The sequence below is a fragment of the Bordetella ansorpii genome (assembly GCF_900078315.1).
GTDB classification, from domain to species: domain Bacteria; phylum Pseudomonadota; class Gammaproteobacteria; order Burkholderiales; family Burkholderiaceae_B; genus Bordetella; species Bordetella ansorpii.
This window is the reverse complement of sequence record NZ_FKBS01000015.1, coordinates 1-21,443: the sequence shown is the minus strand read 5'-3', so window position 1 is coordinate 21,443 and position 21,443 is coordinate 1. Positions and strand designations below refer to the sequence as shown.

Here is a 21,443-nt window from a genome sequence, read left to right as displayed (position 1 = left end):
GGTGCTTACGCCCCCTTCTTGGCCGGCGCCTTGATGGCCGGACGCACAATGACATCGCCGCCGGCGGAACCGGGGACGGCGCCCTTGACCAGCAGCAGGCCGCGCTCGGCGTCGACGCGCACCACGTCCAGGTTCTGGACGGTGCGGGTAACGTCACCCAGGTGGCCGGCCATGCGCTTGCCGGGGAAAATGCGGCCGGGATCCTGCGCTTGACCGATCGAGCCGGGAACGCGGTGCGAACGGGAGTTACCGTGCGACGCGCGCTGCGAACCGAAGTGGTGGCGCTTGATGGTACCGGCGAAGCCCTTACCGATGGTGGTGCCCGTCACGTCGACCTGTTGGCCGGCTTCGAACACGGATTCCACGGCAACCACGGCGCCGGCCGTGAATTCGGCGGCGCGGGTGGGATCCAGGCGGAACTCTTTGAGGATGCTGCCGGCTTCGATGCCGGCTTTTGCGTAGTGGCCGGTCTGGGCCTTCGCGACGCGCGAAGCGCGGCGAGTGCCATAGGCCAGCTGAACGGCTGCGTAGCCGTCGACTTCAGGCGACTTGACCTGAGCCACGCGGTTGTTGGACACGTCCAGCACGGTCACGGGGATGGATTCACCATCTTCCGTGAAAATGCGGGTCATGCCGACCTTGCGGCCCACCAGGCCCAGCCGATGGGCGGCCGGCGTGGGTGTCGGATTCGACATCGTTTTCTCCATTCCCGACTGCGATTGGTCGGGGCTAATCAGGCAAAGGTAAAGGCTTTTGCCCTACAAAGTGATGATTCCGGCGGATCCGAAGACCGGATCCCGCCAGCCGATCCATCGTGCCCGCTGAGGTGTGCGGGCCTGACGGAAAGGGCCGTATGGACGGACCATGAGCGGCCATGCCAAAAATGGCAAGTCTCGAATCCTAGCACGGAAAAGAGCCAGATAGCAAGGCAATATGACTAACACGATGATTTCGTGTCGATTTTTCCATACAGCCCTTTTCCTTCTCCGGAAAACCTACCGGCTGCCGCCCTCCTGCAGGCGGGCCCGCTGGCTGGCCGGCAGTTCCCCATCGCCCAGCACCTGGATGGCGCTTTCGGGGCGGTAGCTGACAGGCGATCCCGACGGGGCGCCCTGGCGCACCGGCGCCCGGCCGGCGGGCGGCTGGGCGCCGGGTGCGGCCGCGCCGTCCATGCCGAAGCCCAGAACCTGCACGGTCACGATGGACGGAAGCGCCTGCCGCGTCCTGTCGCGTGCACGCGACACCGAGTCCTGCGCCGCCGTGGCTGCGCTGCTGGCCGCCGCGCTGGCGCTGGTCAGCGCACCGGTATTGACCGACACGGCGACCGGCACGCCCTTGGACTCGCCCTCGACCTGGATGTTGGCCGCGTTCAACACGCGCAAGGCGGCCACGTTGAAGTTGCCCGCCACGCGGATGCCGGCATCGCCGGCGTTCACGGTGCCCCCCGGGGCGACTAGGTCCACGTCGCCCTCGCCCACGGTGCCGATGCCGGCGCCGCTCATGTCGCGCTTTTCCTCCACGGTGATGTTGCCGTCCAGGTCGGCGGAGACGGTCGGCGCCTGCGGGACGCGCACGGTCTTGGCGCCCCGGCCTGCGTCGATGTCCCCCCGCGTGGACCACAGCACCTGGTCGCTGCCCAGCGGCTCGGCCTGCGAGACAAAGGACAGGATGCGCGACCGGTTCACGATGATGTCCCGGTCCGCGTACACATTGATCTGCCCCGGCGAGGCCAAGGTGACCAGACCGTAGCCGTCAGGCACCGCCGCGCCCAGCGCCGCCGCCTGCAGGCCGCCCCCAGGGGTGAAGACGTTTATGTCGCCCCCTTGATGGGTACGCGCCGCCAGCCGCGTCAGGGCGACATTGCCCGAACCCGTCCAACTGCCGCGCCAGTCGTCCGGCAGGTCCTGCGCGTAGCGCACGGGCTGGTCCTCGGCCGCCGCGCCGCGGAACAGCGTGTCGATGGCCGCGTACCCCCGGCGGTAACCGCCGTTGCTGGGCGCGTTCCGCGCATCCACGTCGTTCTGGTCGCGGCCGCCCTGCCGCAATTCGTAGAGGAATACCTGGCGCAGGAACTGCTGGCGAACCAGCGCAGGCAAGCGTTGATAGTGCTCCCATGCCTGTTGCTCGGTGAGCTTGCCATCCTCGGAGCCGGTCAGGCTGGCGACCGTGTCAGCGCCCAGCATCCCCTCCATGAAGGAGACCAGGCCACGGCGCCCCAGCTTGTTCAGATCGCCACGGAGTTCCACCCCATCGGTCAGGTACAGCGGCACTTCCGTGCCATCGGCCAGCGTGGTCTTCAGGTAGGCGGGCATGGCGGCCACGTTGGCGGGGTCCAGATAGGCCTGCTCGAAGATCGCGTAGCTGGGCGCGGCGTTCATGCCGGCCATCAAGGTAATGTTTGCGCCGGTCTCGGGCAGCGCCTTGATGACGTTGGGCTGCTCGACGCGCGGCATCGCCCCGACGTAGTCCCAATAGCGGTTGGCGTTCGAATACAGCGACAGGTTGTTGCCCTGGATGTCGCGCCCGGCCAGCAGCAGCAGTTCCCCCGGCCCCTGCAGCGTGGCGCGGCTGCCCCGGTCGTAGTAATAGGTCTGCGCGCTGCCGCCATACGGCGTGTAAGGGTGCGACAGGAGCCTGTTTTCGATCGCCAGGATGTCGTTGCCCGCCGCCAGCACAGTGGTGTCGGTGGCGCGCAGGTTGCGGCCGCTCAATTCGACGTTGCGGATGTCGGTGCCGGCCTGCACGCGCACCGACTCCGACGCGATCAGATTCAGGTCGGTAATGGAACCGCTGGCCGCATACAGGCGGCTGGGCGCGAAGTCATACCGTTGCATGGGCAAGGTGTCGGGATTGTCGAACACCGAGCCGTTCAGGACATTCGTCAGGAACGTATTCGACAGATAGGGGCCCTTCAGCGGGGTTCCGAACGCCGACCCGCCGCTGAGCATCGTCGTGAGCCCGTTCCAGGACGTGAGTATCGACGGCCATTTTTCCAGCGTCGCCTGAGACATGACGATGGCGCCGGTACTCAGCGGACCGTTGCCGCGCAGGAAACGCAGGTCCTGGGCGGCCAGCAGCGACAGGTCGCTGGTGGCCGCCGGCGCCATCGCCAGCAATCCACCCACCTCGATGTTCCCGCCCAGGGCCGAGACGCTGACTTTGGCCGGGTACAGGCCCAGCCGGTCCGACTGAAGCTTGGTGTCCGTCACGCCGCTGACCAGCTGGGTGGTATTGCCCGTGTTGTTGCCCGCCACGAATTCCGACTGGTTCTCAAGCCGTACATTGCCACCGGTGGACACCAGCTTGAGGGCGCTGCGTTCGGTGTAGCTGCTCATGAAGAGGCCGTGGCTGGCCGAGCCCGAGACATCCCTGTCGGCCTGGTCGACGTAGGCACGGCGTATTTCCATGGGATCGACCACGGTCTGCACGACCAGATCGCCCAGCGTCTTGAGCGTGAGCGTGGCGTCGGACAACGCCAGCACGGGCGCGATGTCGTAGCGATACGCGGTGAAGGGCCATGTGTTCGCCGTGCCGGTCAGGGTATAGCCGGCGCCGCTCGCCCCGGCCTCGATATACCCCGCGCCACGGCCCACGTAGTATTGGCCCGCCTTCAGGGTGCCCCCCGCCGTGACACGCAGTTGCCCCCCATTGCGGCTGACGATGGCGGCCGCCGCATCGCTGGCGGCGCGCCCGCCCGTCACGCGCATGGTGCTGGGCACGGCCACGACCAGATTGACCAGATCGCCGCCCGCGGAAAGCCGCACGTTGCCGCCGCCCAGCGCACCCAGTCCCTGCTCGAAACTCGCGTAGTTCACCCACCAGCTCGGTTGCTGGCCCTGGGCGGACATGGTCGGGGGGATGTCCCAGGGGTTGCCGACCTGGTATGCATCGTAGTAACCGGAGGGGCTGGAAACGTCGCCGCCGTAGCGCCCCTGGCGGAACAGCCATTCCGTCAGGATCTGATCCGATCGCGCCCCCTGAACGATGGGCGCCTGCACGCTGCCTTGCGCCGCGATGTCGACGTGGCCGCCGTCGGCGCCGTACTGGGCGCCGCTGCTTGCGGTGCTGAAGCCCCCGCCCAGCGTCGGGTCCGCTTCGGCACGGCCCGCCGTGTACAGCACGGATTCCTTGTGCGCCAGTATCACGTCGCGCCCGGCGCGCACGGTCAGGTCGCCCGTGCCGGTGCGCACCAGCTTGCCCGCGCCGCCGCTACCCGGCGTGACGTCGGCCGTGCCCACACGCAGCGTGCCGGCATCGGCCGCCAGCGCGCCCAGCGATTGCATGGCCAGCGCGTCGACCGAAGCCAGATCCGCGCCCGCCACCAGGCGCAGGTTCCACGATGCGGCGGTGCTCAGCCTGCCCTGCCGATCGGCCGCGTCGAAGCCGTCGCTCAGGTGGCCATCGAGATTGAGGTTGCCCGCCGCGCGCAGCGTCAAGGTTCCTTCACGGTGCGCCGCGCCGAAGTCGCCGTTGAGGTTCCAATCGCTGCCCAGGGTCAGGTTGCCGGCGCTGGTGATCTCGATGCCCGCGGCCAGGCTATAGGCGCCTGCATTGCCGCCCAGGCCGGACAGGATCGAGGCGTTGCCCGCAAAGGCATTGGCCTGGTCGATGGCCAGGGCCTTGACGGATTCCACGGTGCCATCCGTGCTGGCGTAGCTGCGCACACCTTCCAGCACGGCGAAACGGGCGCCCTGTACGGAGGCATTCAACGCCGTGACGTTCACGCCGTCGTTGCCCGCATTGCGCTGCGCCCGTAGCCGCAGCCTGCCGCCTTCGCCACCGCTCAGGTCCAGCGTACCGCCGGCCAGCTGCAGGTTGCCGTTGACGGCCTCCAGGGTGATGCGGCCGCTGCCCACGCCGTCGGTGGCGTCGGTGGCGCGGGCGGCCAGCACCGCGCCCTCTTGCATGGCCAGGCCGCCCCCGCCCACCAGGCGGATGCTGCCGCCGTAGGTGGCGCTGGCGTCGACATGCGCCGTGCCGTCGACGGTAATCGACCCGCGATCGGTGATGACTTCGAAATCCGCCACCTGCGTGGCGCCCGAGATGGTCAGGTCCCCCTCGCGGATGCGGAATTGCCGCGACTGGCTGAAGCCCGTCTGGTTGAGCATTTGCGCCAACGAGCCGAAGTCGGCCAATTGATCGATGGCCAGCGCGAAGCGGCCGCCGTTCCCGCTGCCCGTGACCGCGCGCGCCTGCAACGTGCCGCCGAAGTTCACGCGCCCGCCGGCCGATGCGTCGACCGTCAGGTTGCCGGCGTCGCCGCCATTCTCATGGGCCGACAGGTCCAGCAGGCTTCCCGGAGCCAGGTCGATCAAGCCGCCACGGGTGGCCAGGCCGATCTGGCCGGCATCCACGTATTGAGGCACGTCGAAGAACACTTGTTCAAGGCCGCCCACGCGCAGGCTGCCTTGCTCCGTGACCGTCAGGTCGCCCGTGCCGGCATCCACCGAGACGCTGCCGCCCAGCGCCAGCACCGGCAAGGCGATGGTGACGCCCTGGCCGGAGAGACTCAGGCGAGCGCCCAGGCTGCGCGCGCCCAGCGCCGTGATTGCGGCGGCGTCCATGTCCGCCGTGCGCTGCAGCACCAGTTGGCCTTGCGTGCGCAGCGTCTGGTCGGCCCCGGCGCCGCCTTGCAGCACCGGCGCGCTCAGCGTCAGCGCCGCGGCGCCGGCATCCAGGCCGCCGCTGCCTTCGCCCACGATGCGCTGGCGCCCCGTCAGCAGCACCTGGCCGAAACCGGAAATGGACTTATTGCCGGCGCCCAGCACCAACTCGTCGGCCATCAGTTCCAGGCGGCCACTGCCCACGCCGGCGCCAGCGGCCTGCGCCCCGGTGTTCTGCAGCGTCAGGCGGGTGGCCTGCACCTGCACGGCGTCGGCGCCGGCACCGTGCAGCGCCGCGGCATCGAGCACCACCTGCGCCAGATCGCGCATGTCCAGCGCGCGATAAAAATCCAGGCTGCCGTAGCTGTGCAGCGTCAGCGCCTGCGTGCGCGACAGCTGCGCCAGCGCGTCGGCGTCCAGCACCAGGCCGGCGGAGCCCCCGCCAATGCCGATGCGGCCCGCGGCCACCGACAGGGCCGTGCCGGAAACCTGGGCGCCCGCCGCCATCTCGGTCGTGTTGGTGGCATCGATCAGCAATGCCGCGCCACCGTCCAGCCGGGCGCCTGCGCCGATGCGCACCTGCCCGCCCGTCGTGGTGTCCACGTTCTGGCGCAACGCCCGCACCGCCGTGCCGCTGCTCACGCGCACCAAGGCGCCCCAGTCCTTGGAAGGCGTGACGATGTAATCGTCGTTGGTGTCGTTCGGCGTGTTGTTGTTGTTCCACTGGGCCGCCGCCTGCGGCTTGAGCACCAGCGCCGTGTCCTCGCCGGAAGCCTGGCCGTCCGCGCGCAGCACGCTGCCCGACTCGATCGACACCAGATTCGTGGCGGCCAGGATCACTTCGGGACCGCTCAGCGCGGAGTCCGCCGTGTTGCGCAGCACGACGTCGCTCGCGGCAACGTCCACTTGCAGGCCCTGCGCGTCGCCGGTGCGCGTGCCGCCCACCAACAGGCTGCCCGCGCCGAAGCGCGTCAGGCTGCCGGCATCCACGACCAGATAGCCGGCGGCACGCAGATCGCTGCCATCCTGGCCGGCGCCGACGATGGCGATTCTGTCGGCGGAAATGTCCACCAGGCTGCCTCGGCCGCCCTCGTCAGGCTGCGCGCGCAACTGGCCATCCAGAACCAGGGAGCTGGCGGCCTTGAAGACCACCGCGCCGCCGTCGCGCGGCAACCGCGGGGTGACGACGTCCTGCCCCGTCAGGCGGTACTGCGTCAGTTTGAAAGCGTCCGAGGCAAAGAAGGCGTTGCCCCGGGCTTCGTTGAATTCGCTGACCTTGCGCACCAGATCGCCCGAGGACACGCGCCAGACCGACGATGCGGCATCCTGCGCGCCGCTGATGGCGTCCTGCACCCGGCCGGCCACGAGCACCGAGCCATCGCGCAAGCGAGCCACCTCTGCCGAAGACACAGCGCCCGCCGGCATGGCCTGCCCCGTGGCCTGCACCGCAAAGGCGCCGGGCAGCAAGGCATAACGCGCCGGCAGCAGCGTGTACCAGCCCGCTTCCAGGCCACCGCCCGCCAGCCATACCTTGCGGCCCGCGGCGTCCCCGCCAGCGGCCACCTCGGGCGACAGCCCGCCATAGCGCGGCAGCACGGCGTACATGCCCGGCAGCGTCAGCGCGTCGTGCGAACCGCCCGACCCCGGCACGTGCTCCCAGGCGTACAGCTCGCCTCCGCCCGCGATGTCCACCACCGCCCCCGCGGCCATGCTGACGTCCGGCGCCTGCAAGGACACGCGCTTCTCAGGCAGCGAAGACAGATAACGGTTCTCGTCCAGGACGCCGGCATCGTTGGGATTGGTCCGGCTGCGGCCCTGCGGGTTGGACGGGTCCAGCCAATATTCGGCATTGCGAAGCGTGCCGTAGAGAACGCCCAGGCCCGCGCCGGAGACCGAGGTCAGGCTGGCATCGCCCAGCACCAGGCGGTCGCTGGCTTCCAGAACGATCTGGCCGAAGGGCGCCCGCAGCACGCCCGTCTGCTCGATCACGGGCGCGCTCAGCGTCAGGCTGCCGCCGGCCGACAGCGGCGCCTCGGCGCTGCCGTTGCCGCGTACCGCGATGGACTGGCCCGACACGATCCGCGCCGTCACCGCCGTGCCCGGATAGACCTGCGCGGCCCGGATTTCCAATGCCCCATCCACGTCCAGCGTGGCCCGCAGATTGGCGTCGTCGTAGTCAGTGCCCCCTTCGCTGTACAACCCCGCCACGAAGCGCAGGTCGCCGGTCTCCAGCACGGTGCGCTCGAATCCCCGCAGATTCACGTTGACCGATTGCGAGGCATCGCCCTTCACGCTGCCGCCCGCGATATCGAGGACCTGGCTGGCCGACAGGATCAGTTCTCCTGCATTGACCGCGGCGGCGCCGACCGTGCCGGCCAGGGGCCTCAGTTGCAGCGCGTGGGCGTGCAGGCGCGCCGTACCACCCTTGCCGTCGCTCTTGATGACCGGCGCCGTGATGCGCAAGCGGCCTTCGACATTCAGATCCACGCCGCCGGAAACCTGCACGCCCACCTGGGTGGATTGCAGGCTCAGCGCGGAAATGCCCGTGTTCTGCAGCGATGCCGCCGATACGTGCAGGGTGCTGTCCGACGTGGCGATGCGGCCGATGTTGATCTTGTGGCTCAAGGCCGTCCCGGTGCCGCTCCAGAAATACTTGTTGAGCAGCTCGACCACCCGCGGATCGATGGACGTGTTGTATTCCCACGCCGCCATGCCCTGGCCGGACCCGCTGGCCGACGCCGCGCCAGCGTCGATGACCATCCCGTTGCTGCTGGAAACCAGCGTCGGCAATGTGCCGTTGATCGCCGTGCGCATTGCGCTGGCCATCCGGACGTCGCCGACGTACTCGTCGAACACGTCGAGGTTGGCGCTCGTGCCGATGACGCGGGTGTACTGTACGCCGTCGAACGTGTGCGTACCGGTCATTCCGGCGGGTGTCCGGTAAAAAAGGAACGACCCGATGTCAGGCGTCACCAGGTCTCCGGACGGGCTGCCGGCCGAGCTGGTGTCCACGATGGACAAGGAGCCGCCCGCCGCCAGCGCATTGCCGCCGTGGGCGCGCAACGTGGCGTTGAAGGCGCCGCCCGCCGACACCGTGACCGCCACCGCGCCGCCATCGCTGCCCAGTTCCTGCGCCGCGCGCCGGTTGGGGCCGAGCACGCCCGCATCGCGAGCCCAGTATTGCACCGTGCCGCTGGCGCCGGATACGTCGATCGACGAACCTGCCCGCGCGTCGAGCGAACCCGCCGTCAGCGAGACCGTGCCGCCCGCGAGGACCTTGCCCCGCTGCAACTGCGTCACCGGATCGTAGAAAACTTGCGCCACGCCGGGCAGCAGCAGTTCCGCCCCCTCGGCCAGCGTCAACGAGGTGACGGCCCGGATGTCCAGCGTGCCCGCCGGTGCGACGATGCGGCCCGCGATGGTGGCTTGCCCGGATCCGCCCGCATCCAGGGACACGGACCCACCGGGTTCCACCTGCATGAGGGAGCCCGCATCGATGCGAATGCTTCCACCGGATACGCCGGTGGTCAGCGACAGGCCGCCGGGCGCGCGCGCGGCGCGGACGTCTCCGGGCAAGGCATCCAGCGCCACGGGGCCCAGCACGCTGCCCAAGGACTGGCCGCTGGGCAGCCCCCGCAACGCCAGTGGCGCCGACATGTCCCACCCCGTGGGCAGGACGCGGACTTGCGCCCCCTGCGCGACCACGACATCCCCGCCGAGCGAGCGGACGCTGATCGTGCCGAAGCCGCGCTCGCTGAACAGCGTTTCGGGCAGATGCAGGGTTTCCGGGGCGCCGGGAACGGCTTCCCCCCCGGGCGCCGCGCCGCCCAGCTGCACGTCGCTGGTGGCCATGATGCTGAGCCGGGATGCGTTGCCCCCCGACCAGCCTCGCAGGTCCAGCGTATCGAGCGCGGCGCTGTCGAACGCCATCAGGCTGGCGATACCGCCGTTGCCGGCCCGCATCTTGCCGCCGCGGCCGTCCGGGCCGGCATCGGGCAGCCAGCCGCCGCCGGATACGTCCACCACCGCGCCCGCCGCCACGTCCACCTTGCCGTACACCGTCCCCAGGCCTTCTTTCACGGGCGTGCCCAGCACGATGCTGCCGCCGTGGATGGCGCGGCCCAACGTGGCGCCGCCGCTGGCGGTGTCGTTTATCCACTGGCCCGCCGTGCTCAGTACACTGTTCGCGCCCAGCCGCAGCACGCTGTCCGCGACCCCGCCCGCGCTCAGGGTGATGCTGCCGCCCGGTGCGATGAGGCTGCCCTGGATGTCGAAATCGCCAGGGTTGCCCGAGCCATCGTAGACCTGGGCCACAAAGCGGGCGCCCGGCGTCAGGTTCACCACGGTGCCTTCTTCCAGGTTGAAACCGGCGGTCAGGTTCAATTCGATGGAGCCCATGCCGGAATGGCTGAGCGAAGCGGCCGACAGCCAGGTGGTCCGGCCCGCGCCCGCGGCGGTGCCCGCGGACTGGCCTTCCTCCTCGGTCAGGAAAGCGTCCTTGCCCAGCGGGCTGTCGATGGTGAAGTCCTCGGGCAACAGCGTAGGCGTATTGCCGATGATGACCTTGCCCAGGGTCCACAGGCCTTCCTGCGCCCGATTGGAGCCGATCAAAAGCCGGCCGGCCTGGGGCAGGTCGGACAGTTCCTGCGCGCGGTCGCCCGGCTGCACCGAGCCTTTCATCTCGCCTTCCAGAATGAAGGCGCTGCCGGCCAGGATTTCGATCGAGCCCGCCTCTCGTCCTTCGGCGTAGCCGCGCTCCCAGCGCCGTGCGGGCAGCACGGGATTCAGGAAAGTGCGCGTGACGCCCCAGCGCGCGTGCGTCGCCTGATACTGGCCCGCGATACCGACGTAGATCATGTCCGCCGGAGCAGACGACATCGGGTACAGGCGCCCGTCCGCGCCGCGCAGCAGGGTCTCGGTATTCCAGCCGTCGCTGTAGCGCACCGAACCGCCGGAGACGTCCAGGATGGAGCCCGGCCGCGTAATCATCGAGCCGTTGGACTGGATCGTGATGCTGCCGCCCCGGGCCGCCAGCTCGGACAGGGTGACCAGGCCATTGCCGACCCAACCCGTCACGTCCGCCAGCGGCGTGCCGATCCAGGCGCCCTTGACCACCTTGCCCGAGTCGTCGGTCACCCATTCCACGCCCCCCATCAGGCCATCGAGGGTGCCCGACTTGCGCCGGTCCACGATGACTTTCCTGCCGTAGAGCCAGGTGCCCGACTGCTGATGAGAGTCGCGCAGTTCGTTGATGCGCAGTTCGGCCTCGACGAAGTTGGAGGCCATGTCGACAGGCATCTCCAGCAGGCCAGCGGTGCTGATGGTGGCATTTTCCCCGACGAGGATGCGGCTGCCGTCGCCGAACTGAAGGTGGCGCAGCAGGGCCGCGGGATTGGCCTGGGCCTGAATGTCGATCTCGCCCGCCGCGGCGGTGACCTGGGCGCGGGCCTGCACGTCGATGGATTTGCCGTAGAGCTCGATGCGGCCGGGCTGATAGCGGTTCGCCAGCGCGCTGCTTTCGATCTGCGTGGCGTCCTGCCAATCGTTGACGACCTGGGTGATGCTGTCCGGCCCCAGGGTCAGCGCGCCCCCCGACCACGCCACCAGATGCGACGCAGAGGCGGCGAGATTGTTGTCGATGTTGTAGACGCCCTGGCCCCACGCACGCAGGCGGATGGAGCCCGCCCGGTTGTTCAGCGCCGTGCTGGCCTGCAGCACGCCGTTCTGGTTGATCTCGCGCGATACCAGCGTGATGTCGCCATGATCGGCCTGCACGATGCCGGTGTTGAGCACGCTGTAACCGACCTCTGCCGCGCGCTGCTCCATCCGCGGCATGATGTCGGACACGATTCGTCCGATCAGATACTGCTGGAAGGCGGGGTCTGTGCGCGGCTCGACCAGGAACCTGGCCGGGAAGGCCCAGGGCCGCACCGACGAGACCACGGCATCGAATCCGCGCACGGAGGGGTCGTCCGCCTTGGCTTCCAGCCAGACGTTCTCGCCCGCGGCCATCAAGGTCTGGCCGTCCGGCGTGCGGATGCTGCCGGCATTGCTCACCTTGGGCGCGAACAGCAGCACATGGCCGCCCTGCGCCTTGATCTGCGCGCCGGCCTGCACCTTGACATCGCCCGGCGCCGCGCCCGGATCGAAGGCAGGCCCCATGTCGGCAAACTGGACGAGCGAGTCGGCCGGCAAGTTCGTGGGGTTTTCGCCGAAGGTGGGAATGCCGACCGCGATCTCCAGGCCACTCCAGTAGCCCGGATCGCCCGTGTTCGCCCCGAGCCGTACGTTCAGGCCCGCCCTGAACTGCTCGTCCGTCAGCTTCAGGCTGGAGGCCACCAGGCTGCGGGTGTTGATCTGGCTGGTTCCGGTGAAGATGATGCCGTTTCGGTTGATGAGATACACACTGCCTTCGGCCTTGATCTGGCCCGCGATCTCGCTGGGCTTGCCGCTGGGATCGGTGATGCGGTTGAGCACCGCCCAGTCGTTGCGTCCCGTCCTGGCATCCGTACCCGCGCTCTGGTCGAAATGCACGGTGGTGTTTCTGCCGACGTTGAAGGTCTTCCAGTTCAGGATGGCCTTCGCCTTGTCCTGCCTGATGGCGACTTCGGTGCGGCCCTGCTCCTGCCGGATGCGCAGCGCCTGCTCGGCGCCCTCCCAGCCCGCGGCCAGATCCTGCTGCAGCCCGCCGGGCGCCACGCCCTCCGGAATGGACGAAGGACCGGCCAACAGTCTGTCGCGCTCGCGCTGCTGGCGCGCCATCTCGGCGGCGATCACCTGCGCCGTGCGGCCCGCGTTGGCGACCATCCGCTCTGCCTGCTCGGCGGCCAGCCGCTGGTTCGCCGATTGCGTGGACGCGCCCTGGGCCCGCTTGAGCCGGGCGGCGTTCAGACCGGCGGCGCCGGACACGCTTTCCCGCGCGGCCCCCTGCACCGCCCACCACGCGCCGGCGGCGTGGGCCTGGATGGGAGCAGCCAGGCCACCGGCCAGCAGCAACGCCGCCAGAGCGGCATGCAACGCCGTGGGCTGCAAGGGAAAGGCCGGGACGGCGGCGCGGGACACAGAGCGAACGGGCATGGAGAGAGTTCCGGAAAACTTGGGCCATCGGCCCCGCCGGAGAACCTTCCGTCGACAAGACCGTTACCCCGCATAGACGTGCGGGCGCCCGGCAACCGGAAGCTCGTCCCTGATTAAATTTTTATGGCTTGATACATTTCCTGGAATGCCACGCGACGTTCAGGCAATCAACACCAGTCCGGCAGGCCCGTACCGCAGGGTCGCGCCCAGCAGGCGTTCGATCTGGCTCAGGGCCACATCGAGGTCGCCGATGGGGAACCGCCCACTCAGGCGGCGTCCGGCCAGCCGGTCATTGACCAGGACCACCCGGCCGGGCCGATAGCGGTTGATCTCATCGACGGCGTCGGACAACGACAGGTTGTCGATCACCACGACGCCGTTGCGCCAGGAGGCGGCGGCAGAAGGATCGGCAACGGCGACGACGGCCTGCAGGTCTTCCCGGTCGTAGCGGACTTGCTGCCGCGGTCCCAGCGCGAGTAGCCGCCCGCCGTGAAGCACCTCGGCCTGGCCCGCCAGGCAGGTGACCCAGACATTGCCGGCCAGCCGCCGCACGTCCAGGCTGGCCACGCCGGCCCGGATACTGCCGCCGCCGGCCAGAATTTCCAGTGGCCGGTCCCCCTGCGCGCACTCGAAGGCGGCCTCGCCTTCCAGCAGTTCGATGCGCTGCTGTCCCGCCTCGATCCAGGACGACAGGCTGGTGCGCGTGTTCATGACGACATGCACATCCCCCGCCAGCGTCAGCCGGCGCTGCTCGCCGACCGCCGTGCGATAGTCCGCGCCCCATTCGCGCAGCGACGGCCACAATGCCAGCGGCGGGAACGTCGCCAGTGCGGTGGCCGCGGCGCCGCCTGCCGCCAACCCCGCCCCCAGGATCAGCCTGCGCCGCGAACGGACCGGCTGCTCGGCGGGCCGGCGCTCGCGCCAGGCGCGCCCCAGGTCACCCAGGTCGCGCCAGCTCCGGCGCGCGCTGTTCCAGGCCGCCCGATGCTGCGCGCTGGCGTCGCGCCATTGCTCGAACCGCTTCACATCGCGGCCCGTGGCCTGTCCGGAGGTCAGGTGGCGCAGCCAGTCGCGCGCCTGTTTGTCGAGAATAGGGTCGTGCATCATGCCCCTTCCCTGTCCAGCCGCTGCGCGCAGTAATCGTGCGCGCGGCGCAATTCCGCCTCGATGGCGCGTTGCGAGATTCCGTATTGCTTGGCCAACTCTTTGCGCGAGACGCCGTCGATGCGTATGGCCAGGAATATCTGGCGCCGCCGCTCCGGCAACTCGTCGAGAACGCGCAGCAGCTGTTGCAGCTCGAACTGGGCTTCGAAGCTGTGCCGCGGCCCGAGTTCGGCGTCGTCCAGTTGCAGCAGATCATCGATTTCCGACGCACTGACAAGCCGCGTGTCCTTGCGCCAGCGGTCTACCGCCACATTGACGGCCATGCGCAGCACAAAGGCTTGCGGGTTCTCCACGGGCTGCATGTCATCGCGCCCATTCAACCTCAGCCAGGTGTCGTGCAGCGCATCGCCGGCGCGCTCTTCGCTGCCCAGCTGGTAGGCCAGGCGGCGCTTCAGGGCGTCGTAGCGATCGGTCAGGAAATGGCGCAGTTCGGCCAGCGTGTAGGTGCTCATCGTCTTCGCCCGTTTAGTTCGGCCCGGCCGCGCAATCGCCCGTGGTGGCTCGGTCCCCAGGCTCGATCAGGACCGTCAGGGGCTGGCGCATGCCGGGTGGCGGCCGCTCGCCCACGCTGAAACCCCGCAACCGGACCATGATCTTTTCGTCGAGGCCAACATTGCCCGTGGATCTTGCCAATTCGAACTGCTGCATCACGCCGGCCCCATCCAGCCAGAAACGCAGGCCAACGCGGTACCCGCCAGGCGCGGTGACCGGATCCCCACACAACGCCTGCTCTATCCCGGCTTGCAGAAGGCCGTAATACCGCGCCTTGCCGGGCGGAATCCGTTCGACCGCGCGCGGCGGGGGCGTGGCGGCCAGCGAAAGCACGAACGCGTTCGCGTTCACGTAATCGGCACGCACCCCGGTCCCGTCGATCAACCGATGCAGCGCGGCGTCCGGCGTGTAGCGGCCGACCACCGGCGACGAGAAGCGCCCGGCCAGGATGCGGGTTTCGTACAGCAATGCCCGGCCAGTATGGACGCCATACTGTTCCAGGGCCGCCTGCAGCGGTTGCCGAGGAATGTCGAAGTCCTGTGGAGTCGAGTGTTGCGTGTCCGCGCAAACATCGGGGGCCATGGCGATGAAAAGCATGGCGCACGACATGACGGCCACCATCACTCCAACGCCGACGCGCGGCGGGTGTCGGTACCATGTGCGATTCATCGGGTCGAAAAACGGGCCCCGGTCTGAAGGCGCCGCGCATCGCGCACCATCCCGGAGCGTGGAAAGGCAGCCAGTCTAGAAAGCCAATCTGACCAAATCGTGACATGCCACCGAAGAACGGTGCGCCCAGCCCCGCCACCAGACGGGGCCTCGCTGGCCGCTAATGACGAGCATGCCGCTGGATGGGCGGCGGCGAACAGGGCCGGCAGCGGATGCGGCCCAGGACGCAGCGCGGCGGGCATTCTGTCCTGTCGCAATAAACCCGCCGGTTCTTTTATTTTGCTGCCTGGTTTACCGACAGAAGCATTCCCGACCATTTGAAACAAATTTCGGAAATCTGCCCATTGCGGTTCCATTAGTATGCCTCGGGTCACTACAGTTTTATGACAATACGATTCAAAGGAGCACCCGCTCTTTTACGCGGGGTTAGATGTCTTCGATTTCAGACCTATCAGACATACTGAATGCAGATCGAGTGATCCGGGTTTCGGTCGGGGCCGAGCCCTCCGGATTCCTGTTTGACGCCATGCAGGGCACGGATGCCCTGTCCGCCTTGTCGGAATACCGGGTGCGCCTGCTGCATCGCTCGATGCAGGTCGACGTCGGCGGCCTGCTGGGCCAACCCCTGACCATCACCATCGAAGCCGCGGCCACGCCCCGTTATCTCAGCGGGGTGATCGCCAGTTTCGCGTTGGTCGGCCAGGCGGGCGACACGGATCGCTATTTCGTCTACGAGGCCGTGGCAGTGCCCTGGCTGTGGCTGGCCACGCACAAGCGCGAGTTCCGCATCTACCAGAACCAGACGGTGCCCGACACCGTCGAGCAGGTGCTGGCGCCCTACGGCCATACATTCGAATTCGAGCTGGCGGAAAACTACGAGCCGCGCGTCTATTGCGTGCAGTATGACGAGACCGATTTCCAATTCGTCAGCCGCCTGCTGGAAGCCGAAGGCATTCATTATTATTTCCGCCACGACCAGGACAAGCACACCCTGGTGATGAGCGACGACGTGCAGAGCCACAAGACCGTGGCCGGGTACGAGCAGGTCCCGTATTTCCCCGAGGACAAGCTGACGCTGCCGCGCCAGGACTACATGACCCGGATGGCGGTGTACCAGGACCTGCGGCCAGGCCAGTACACGACCAACGATTACAACTTCGTCACGCCCAACGCCGACCTGAAGGCGCGTCAGCAGATCCCGTTGAAACACGAACACAGCCAGGCCGAAGTGTATGACTGGCCCGGCAACTACGGCGACACCACGCTGGGCGAGCGTTACGCGCGCCAGCGCATGCAGGAACAGCACCACGTGCGCGACACGCGCACCTTGCGCAGCACGGTGCGCGGCGTGGCCACCGGCTCGCTGTTCAGCCTGACGGGCTGCCCGCGCACGGAAGAGAACCGCGAATACCTGGTGCTGGCCACGCGCTACGACCTGAAGGAGAACAACTACAGCTCGATGGGCGATGACGCCTCGCAGGGCCATCGATGCCTGTTCATGCTGACGGTGCAGGACACCAAGCTGCCGTTCCGCCCGCCGCGCATCACGGAAAAGCCGCGCACCAAGGGCCCGCAGACCGCGGTGGTGGTAGGCCCGCAAGGCAAGGAGATCTGGACCGACGAGTACGGCCAGGTCAAGGTGCATTTCCACTGGGACCGCTACGACAAGCACGACGAAAACAGCTCGTGCTGGATCCGCGTCTCCAGCAGTTGGGCCAGCGGCAATTTCGGTGCGATCCAGGTGCCGCGCATCGGCGATGAAGTGATCGTGGATTTTCTGAATGGCGATCCCGATTACCCCATCATCACGGGCCGGGTCTACAACGCGGCCAGGATGCCGCCCTGGAAGCTGCCCGACAACGAAACCCAGATGGGCATCTATACGCGTTCCAGCCCGGGCGGCAACTATCACACGGCCAATGCGCTGCGCTTCGAAGACAAGACCGGCGAGGAAGAGATCTACGTCCTGGCGCAGAAAGACCGCAACGAGAAGACCAAGAACAACCATACCGAACGCATCGACAACAACTGGGTGCAGTCCGTGGGCCACCACAAGGCCATCGAGGTCGATGGCAATCACAGCGAGTCGGTGCACGGCAACATGACGCTGCACGTCGGCCCCAGCGGGGTGGGACGCGTGCTGAGCAGCTCGTTCCGCAAGCTGGTGGAAGGCATCGCCGATGTCGCCAAATCGCTGCCCATCCCCGGCATCAACCAGTTGGGACGCGGCGTTTATTCGCTGTTCGCCGACCAGGCCATCAACGAAGCCACGGCCGGCGTGAAGACGCAGTTCGTGGGCCTGACCAAGACCGTGACGGTGGGTGGCACCATCGTCGAGAGCGCGGGGCACTCGATACAGTTCACGTCGGGTTCACATTTCTCGGCCGATGCCGCCAATACTGTCTCGCTGACGTCGAATGGCGAGTTCCATGTCCAGGTCGGCAAATCGGAACTGCGCTTGACCGCAGACGGCTTCATCAGACTCAGTGGAGACACGCTCTTTCTGGATTTCGAGAACGGCATCGAAATGCAGGCGAAGAACGAGATTGCGCTCTCGTCCAAGAAGATCAATCTGAATTGATCTCCGTCATTTCAACACTCAGCCAATCGCATAAAGACATTGATCGTCATGATTCACAACAAGCGGCAGTTTTTTATTTCGGGTGGGGCATTGCTGCTCTTGATCGCCTGCGTGTGGATTGCATCGCATTTTTTTGGTGAGCAGAGTAAGCCGCCGCTGGCGTCGGCACAGGGCGAGCTGTCCTGCGGCAGCGACCAGTATTCCGAGTACACCAAGAACATGGTGTTGGCCGGAGAGCTGACCATTGGAAGACAGCCGCCATTTGGCACACGCCAGCAGCAGCAGGCCCTGGTGAATGCATTCGAGGCCCTTGACCCGCAAAAGGACAAGACCATCATTTCCGCCGGCCACTTGGAAACGGGGAAGTTTTATACGACGGTGTGTAAGAACGAGAAATGCACCATGAAAGAAATGGCGGACCCCGAGCAGGTCTGCCTGAGCGAAAACTGGAGCGGTTGCCGGTATGTCGCAATGCAATTCAGGGAAAAAAAGTACTGCTTCATGACACCCGCGGATCAGTGATATGAGCAGCCAGGAGTTTCCCTTTGGCAACGACCTGTCCAAGCCCGATGACTGGCTCGGTCTTTCGAGCACGAAATCCGAGAGATGGCAGATATCCTACGAAGGCAGTCTGACATTTGCATGCGGCTACCATAGCTTCATCTTTCTTGGCTTGGACAGCTTGGCCATCAGTCTGGTAACCATCTACAACTGTGGTCCGAGCCTCAGCGTGCCGATCGGCAAAGTGTTCAAGAGCACGGGAGGGACGTCCCGCGGCGCGCTCGATCTCGAAAGCGCGAATGAAAAGGTCGGAAACTCCAAGAAAATAAACGACGCCATCAACACGGACCGGGAGCAGCGCAACGCCACTACGGGGATGGCGCTTTACGAGCGTATGAAGCGGGGCATCCCTCAAGTAATTTTTGCTGCCAAGCCTTTTTCGTTCGATGATCTAGCGGTGATGCCGGGAGGCATCGTTGGCGCTGAAATCGAAATCGGCGCCGCCGCGGGTTTGTATCGCATCGACGGTTATGACGGCGTGAAGGGCGGAATGACTAGCGACTATTTCTTTTCCGCAACGGTTGCCAATGCCGGGACTGGCCTTGTATCAGCGGGCGTGGGAGTTTCCGCGGGAGTATGGAGCGTCGAAGGTTCACACAATCTTTATTGGGAGCTTTCAACCGGCTCACGGGCACGTTGCTCGGTGGAGAACACTTCCCCTAGCTATGATCAGCCGTACCGGCAGATTCCAAACCTGAATCCGTATCTGCAGTCCTTGCCGCCGGCAGGGTGCTCTTTGGACGAAACCCACTTCAATCCAATGAAGACACTCCAACGAGGCTATCCATGATGGCTTGGCAAGATCGGCGTGTACGGGCGGCCCCTATCCGCTATGCCATCCACGGAAGACAGGTACCGCTTTCCGCGACTGCGGAGCCGATGACATGAGCGACACAGACTTTCCGTTCGGCAACGACCTGATGAGGCCCGAGGATTGGGTGGGCACCATGGGCGCCAAATCCAGGCGCTGGCTCATTTCGTACGAGGGTAGCCTAGCCGTCGTGTGCGGCTATCACAGCTTCATTTTTCTCGGCCTCGACAGTATGGCCATCAGCGTGGTGAACATCCTGAATTGCGGCGTCACCGTCAGCGCCCCCATTGGCAAGATATTCAAGGCAGTGGGCGGCTCCGCCAGGGATGCCCTGGCCTTCGAAAAGGTGAACGACCTTGCCGGAGACGCCAAGCAGATCGACGATGCTGTCACCATGGAAAGAGAGCAAGCCGGGGCAAACAGCGGCATGGCGCTCTACGAACGCATGAAGAAGGCTATTCCTCAGTTGGTATACGCAACCAAACCCTTTTCTTTCGATGATCTGGCCGGCATGCCCGGCGGCATTGCTGGCGCCGAGATCGAAGCCGTCGGCGCTGCCGGGATCTATCGGATCGAGGGCTACAACGGCGTGAAGGGCGGATTCACGAGCGATTTCATCTTCCAGGCCACGATTGCCAATACCGGAACGGGATTGGTGGCAGGCGGCCTGGGAGTATCGGCAGGCGTCTGGAGCGTCGAAGGCCCCAAGAACCTGTATTGGGAATTGGCTGCCCGCTCCCGTGCGCGCTGCGTCGTTGAGAACAGCGCACCGAGCTACGACCAGCCCTATCGGCAGATTCCCAATCTGCACCCTTATCTGCAGGGCCTGCCGCCCGCGGGCTGCAAGATCGAAGACACCCATTTCAATCCTGCACGCCTGATGCAGCAACCGATCCCGTAACCCGATGAACACTCAGCAAGCAGTGGATCCCAGCAAGCCGGCACTGGCCGGCGCCATACTGTCCCAGGGTGGCCAAAGCATGCCGGACCTTTGGCGCATTCAGCACTCGAATGCCAATCTGTTTGCCCGCTTCGCCAGGACGTCGCCACCGCAGCGGGCCGCGGGCGTTTCCGCGCTGATCGGCGAAGGAGAAATATCGATCCGTCGCGAACTGCAATCCATCCCTGCGGCGTCCTGGGTCAGCCTGTGCGCGGCAGCCGGCTGGACACACGTCGGCGCGGCGTCGCTGTCCTGGTGCGAGGGCGCCAGCGACGAACAGGTATGGCAAGCCTGGACCGAGGCCACGCCATCGGTGCCCACGGAGGATGCCTTCTTCATTGCCGCCAGATCGATGAACCCGGCGTTCCTGTTCGAAGAGCAGACCCTGTCCTCTTTCGTGCCTCACCTGCTGGCGGACAAGATGAAGGTGTACGTGACACTGGCGGCGCGCTCGGACCAGGTGAAGATCGACTGCACGCCAGCGGCGCTGCATGCCCTGCCCAAGGACTTCCGGCAATTCCTGTCTCATCCCGAAATCAAGCTCGCCCAGACGGACGCCCGGCGCTGAGCGCCAGGCCCCGCAGACCATCCCACCTGTTCAGAGACATCGACCCTATGCCAGCCGCCGCCCGCCTCGACGATCAAGCCTCTGATCACGATGGCGCTCCGCCGACGCCGTGCATCGGCGCCTCGCCCGACGTCAGCATTGATGGCAAGCCCGCGGTGCGCGAGGGCGACCCCTTCGCCTCGCATGCCCGACCGAACGAGGCCGACCACGCGCGGGCACTGGCCACGGGCTCCAGCTCGGTGTTCATCAACGGCAAGGCCGCCGGCAGGATCGGCGACCCCATCTCGTGCGGCGGGCAGATCGCCGAAGGCTCCGAGACGGTATTCATCGGCGGCTGAGCGCTCGATATCGGCCCGGCCGCGGCGCGATGGCGCAGGCCGTTGGGCATACAAGAAGCAGGCCCCAAAACGACTGCGGCGGACTTCGATGAAGTCCGCCGCGGTGTCATGGCGCGCGGGGCGCGCCATGTAAGAGGTATTGCTTGCGTTGCTTATTGCAGCGCGATTTCCACGTCCACGCCGGCCGGCAGGTCCAGGCGCATCAGCGCGTCGACCGTCTTGTCGGTCGGATCGACGATGTCCATCAGACGCTGGTGCGTGCGGATCTCGAACTGGTCGCGCGACGTCTTGTTGACGTGCGGCGAACGCAGCACGTCATAGCGGCGGATGCGGGTGGGCAGCGGCACGGGGCCACGGACCACGGCGCCGGTGCGCTTGGCGGTGTCGACGATCTCGGCGGCGGATTGATCGATCAGCTTGTAATCGAAAGCCTTCAAGCGGATGCGGATCTTCTGGTTTTTCATGGCGATTCCTAAAGAACGAATGTTGCGGCGATTCGGGGCGGCAAGATTACCACCCCGGAAGAATTGCTGGCGCCCCCGCCACCGGTGGAGGCGCCGCTTCGGGTTTTACCCCGAGGGGATTACTTCAGGATCTTGGCGACGACGCCGGCGCCGACGGTACGACCGCCTTCACGGA

Annotated in this window: 12 protein-coding genes; 6 read left to right on the top strand and 6 right to left on the bottom strand. The window is 66.7% G+C overall.

The features are described from left to right. Positions 1-5: 5 nt before the first annotated feature. From rplC to A7W11_RS14650, 5 genes are all read right to left on the bottom strand, one after another. Positions 6-695, bottom strand: a complete 690-nt coding sequence (gene rplC / locus A7W11_RS14670) for a 50S ribosomal protein L3 (RefSeq protein WP_066124699.1) — start codon at positions 693-695, stop codon at positions 6-8. A 300-nt stretch (positions 696-995) separates the two neighbouring features. After that, complete coding sequence (locus tag A7W11_RS14665; RefSeq protein WP_066414157.1) at positions 996-12,680, bottom strand: filamentous haemagglutinin family protein; 11,685 nt, start codon at positions 12,678-12,680, stop codon at positions 996-998. A gap of 159 nt (positions 12,681-12,839) precedes the next feature. Beyond that, positions 12,840-13,787 carry a FecR family protein gene (locus A7W11_RS14660; RefSeq protein WP_066414156.1) on the bottom strand — a complete coding sequence of 316 codons (948 nt, stop codon included), beginning with the start codon at positions 13,785-13,787 and terminating at the stop codon, positions 12,840-12,842. After that, positions 13,784-14,296: an RNA polymerase sigma factor gene (locus tag A7W11_RS14655; RefSeq protein ID WP_066414155.1), complete on the bottom strand. Its 513-nt coding sequence runs from the start codon at positions 14,294-14,296 to the stop codon at positions 13,784-13,786. The genes A7W11_RS14660 and A7W11_RS14655 overlap by 4 nt, the downstream gene beginning before the upstream one ends. 13 nt (positions 14,297-14,309) lie before the next feature. Continuing rightward, positions 14,310-14,957: an STN domain-containing protein gene (locus tag A7W11_RS14650; RefSeq protein WP_066414146.1), complete on the bottom strand. Its 648-nt coding sequence runs from the start codon at positions 14,955-14,957 to the stop codon at positions 14,310-14,312. Between the two features lie 478 nt (positions 14,958-15,435). On the opposite strand from A7W11_RS14650, the gene A7W11_RS14645 reads away from it, so the two are divergent. The 6 genes from A7W11_RS14645 (at position 15,436) to A7W11_RS14620 (ending at position 20,804) form a co-directional block, all read left to right on the top strand. Next, a complete protein-coding gene (locus A7W11_RS14645; RefSeq protein ID WP_082887261.1) occupies positions 15,436-17,586 on the top strand; it encodes a type VI secretion system Vgr family protein in 2,151 nt (716 codons plus the stop codon). A 48-nt stretch (positions 17,587-17,634) separates the two neighbouring features. Beyond that, a complete protein-coding gene (locus A7W11_RS14640; RefSeq protein WP_156513291.1) occupies positions 17,635-18,108 on the top strand; it encodes a hypothetical protein in 474 nt (157 codons plus the stop codon). Between the two features lies 1 nt (position 18,109). Then, positions 18,110-18,937 (top strand): hypothetical protein, encoded by an 828-nt coding sequence (locus tag A7W11_RS14635; protein WP_066414144.1) that lies wholly within the window; start codon positions 18,110-18,112, stop codon positions 18,935-18,937. A 94-nt stretch (positions 18,938-19,031) separates the two neighbouring features. Next, on the top strand, positions 19,032-19,859 hold the full coding sequence (locus A7W11_RS14630) for a hypothetical protein (protein ID WP_066124684.1): 828 nt from the start codon (positions 19,032-19,034) through the stop codon (positions 19,857-19,859). Between the two features lie 4 nt (positions 19,860-19,863). After that, positions 19,864-20,466, top strand: coding sequence for a hypothetical protein (locus A7W11_RS14625; protein WP_156523104.1), 603 nt, complete (start codon positions 19,864-19,866; stop codon positions 20,464-20,466). A gap of 47 nt (positions 20,467-20,513) precedes the next feature. Continuing rightward, a complete protein-coding gene (locus A7W11_RS14620) occupies positions 20,514-20,804 on the top strand; it encodes a PAAR domain-containing protein (protein ID WP_066414132.1) in 291 nt (96 codons plus the stop codon). Positions 20,805-20,956: 152 nt separating this feature from the next. Here A7W11_RS14620 and rpsJ read toward each other — a convergent pair whose 3' ends face one another. Then, positions 20,957-21,268: a 30S ribosomal protein S10 gene (gene rpsJ, locus A7W11_RS14615; RefSeq protein ID WP_003806903.1), complete on the bottom strand. Its 312-nt coding sequence runs from the start codon at positions 21,266-21,268 to the stop codon at positions 20,957-20,959. Between the last annotated feature and the right edge of the window lie 175 nt (positions 21,269-21,443).

Coding starts and splice junctions, on each gene's coding strand:
- A7W11_RS14655 (WP_066414155.1), bottom strand. CDS start 14,296: ATGAGCACCTACACGCTGGCCGAACTGCGCCATTTCCTGACCGATCGC.
- A7W11_RS14630 (WP_066124684.1), top strand. CDS start 19,032: ATGAGCGACACAGACTTTCCGTTCGGCAACGACCTGATGAGGCCCGAG.
- A7W11_RS14625 (WP_156523104.1), top strand. CDS start 19,864: ATGAACACTCAGCAAGCAGTGGATCCCAGCAAGCCGGCACTGGCCGGC.
- A7W11_RS14645 (WP_082887261.1), top strand. CDS start 15,436: ATGTCTTCGATTTCAGACCTATCAGACATACTGAATGCAGATCGAGTG.
- A7W11_RS14660 (WP_066414156.1), bottom strand. CDS start 13,787: ATGATGCACGACCCTATTCTCGACAAACAGGCGCGCGACTGGCTGCGC.
- rplC (WP_066124699.1), bottom strand. CDS start 695: ATGTCGAATCCGACACCCACGCCGGCCGCCCATCGGCTGGGCCTGGTG.
- A7W11_RS14650 (WP_066414146.1), bottom strand. CDS start 14,957: ATGGTGGCCGTCATGTCGTGCGCCATGCTTTTCATCGCCATGGCCCCC.
- rpsJ (WP_003806903.1), bottom strand. CDS start 21,268: ATGAAAAACCAGAAGATCCGCATCCGCTTGAAGGCTTTCGATTACAAG.
- A7W11_RS14635 (WP_066414144.1), top strand. CDS start 18,110: ATGAGCAGCCAGGAGTTTCCCTTTGGCAACGACCTGTCCAAGCCCGAT.
- A7W11_RS14640 (WP_156513291.1), top strand. CDS start 17,635: ATGATTCACAACAAGCGGCAGTTTTTTATTTCGGGTGGGGCATTGCTG.
- A7W11_RS14620 (WP_066414132.1), top strand. CDS start 20,514: ATGCCAGCCGCCGCCCGCCTCGACGATCAAGCCTCTGATCACGATGGC.
- A7W11_RS14665 (WP_066414157.1), bottom strand. CDS start 12,680: ATGCCCGTTCGCTCTGTGTCCCGCGCCGCCGTCCCGGCCTTTCCCTTG.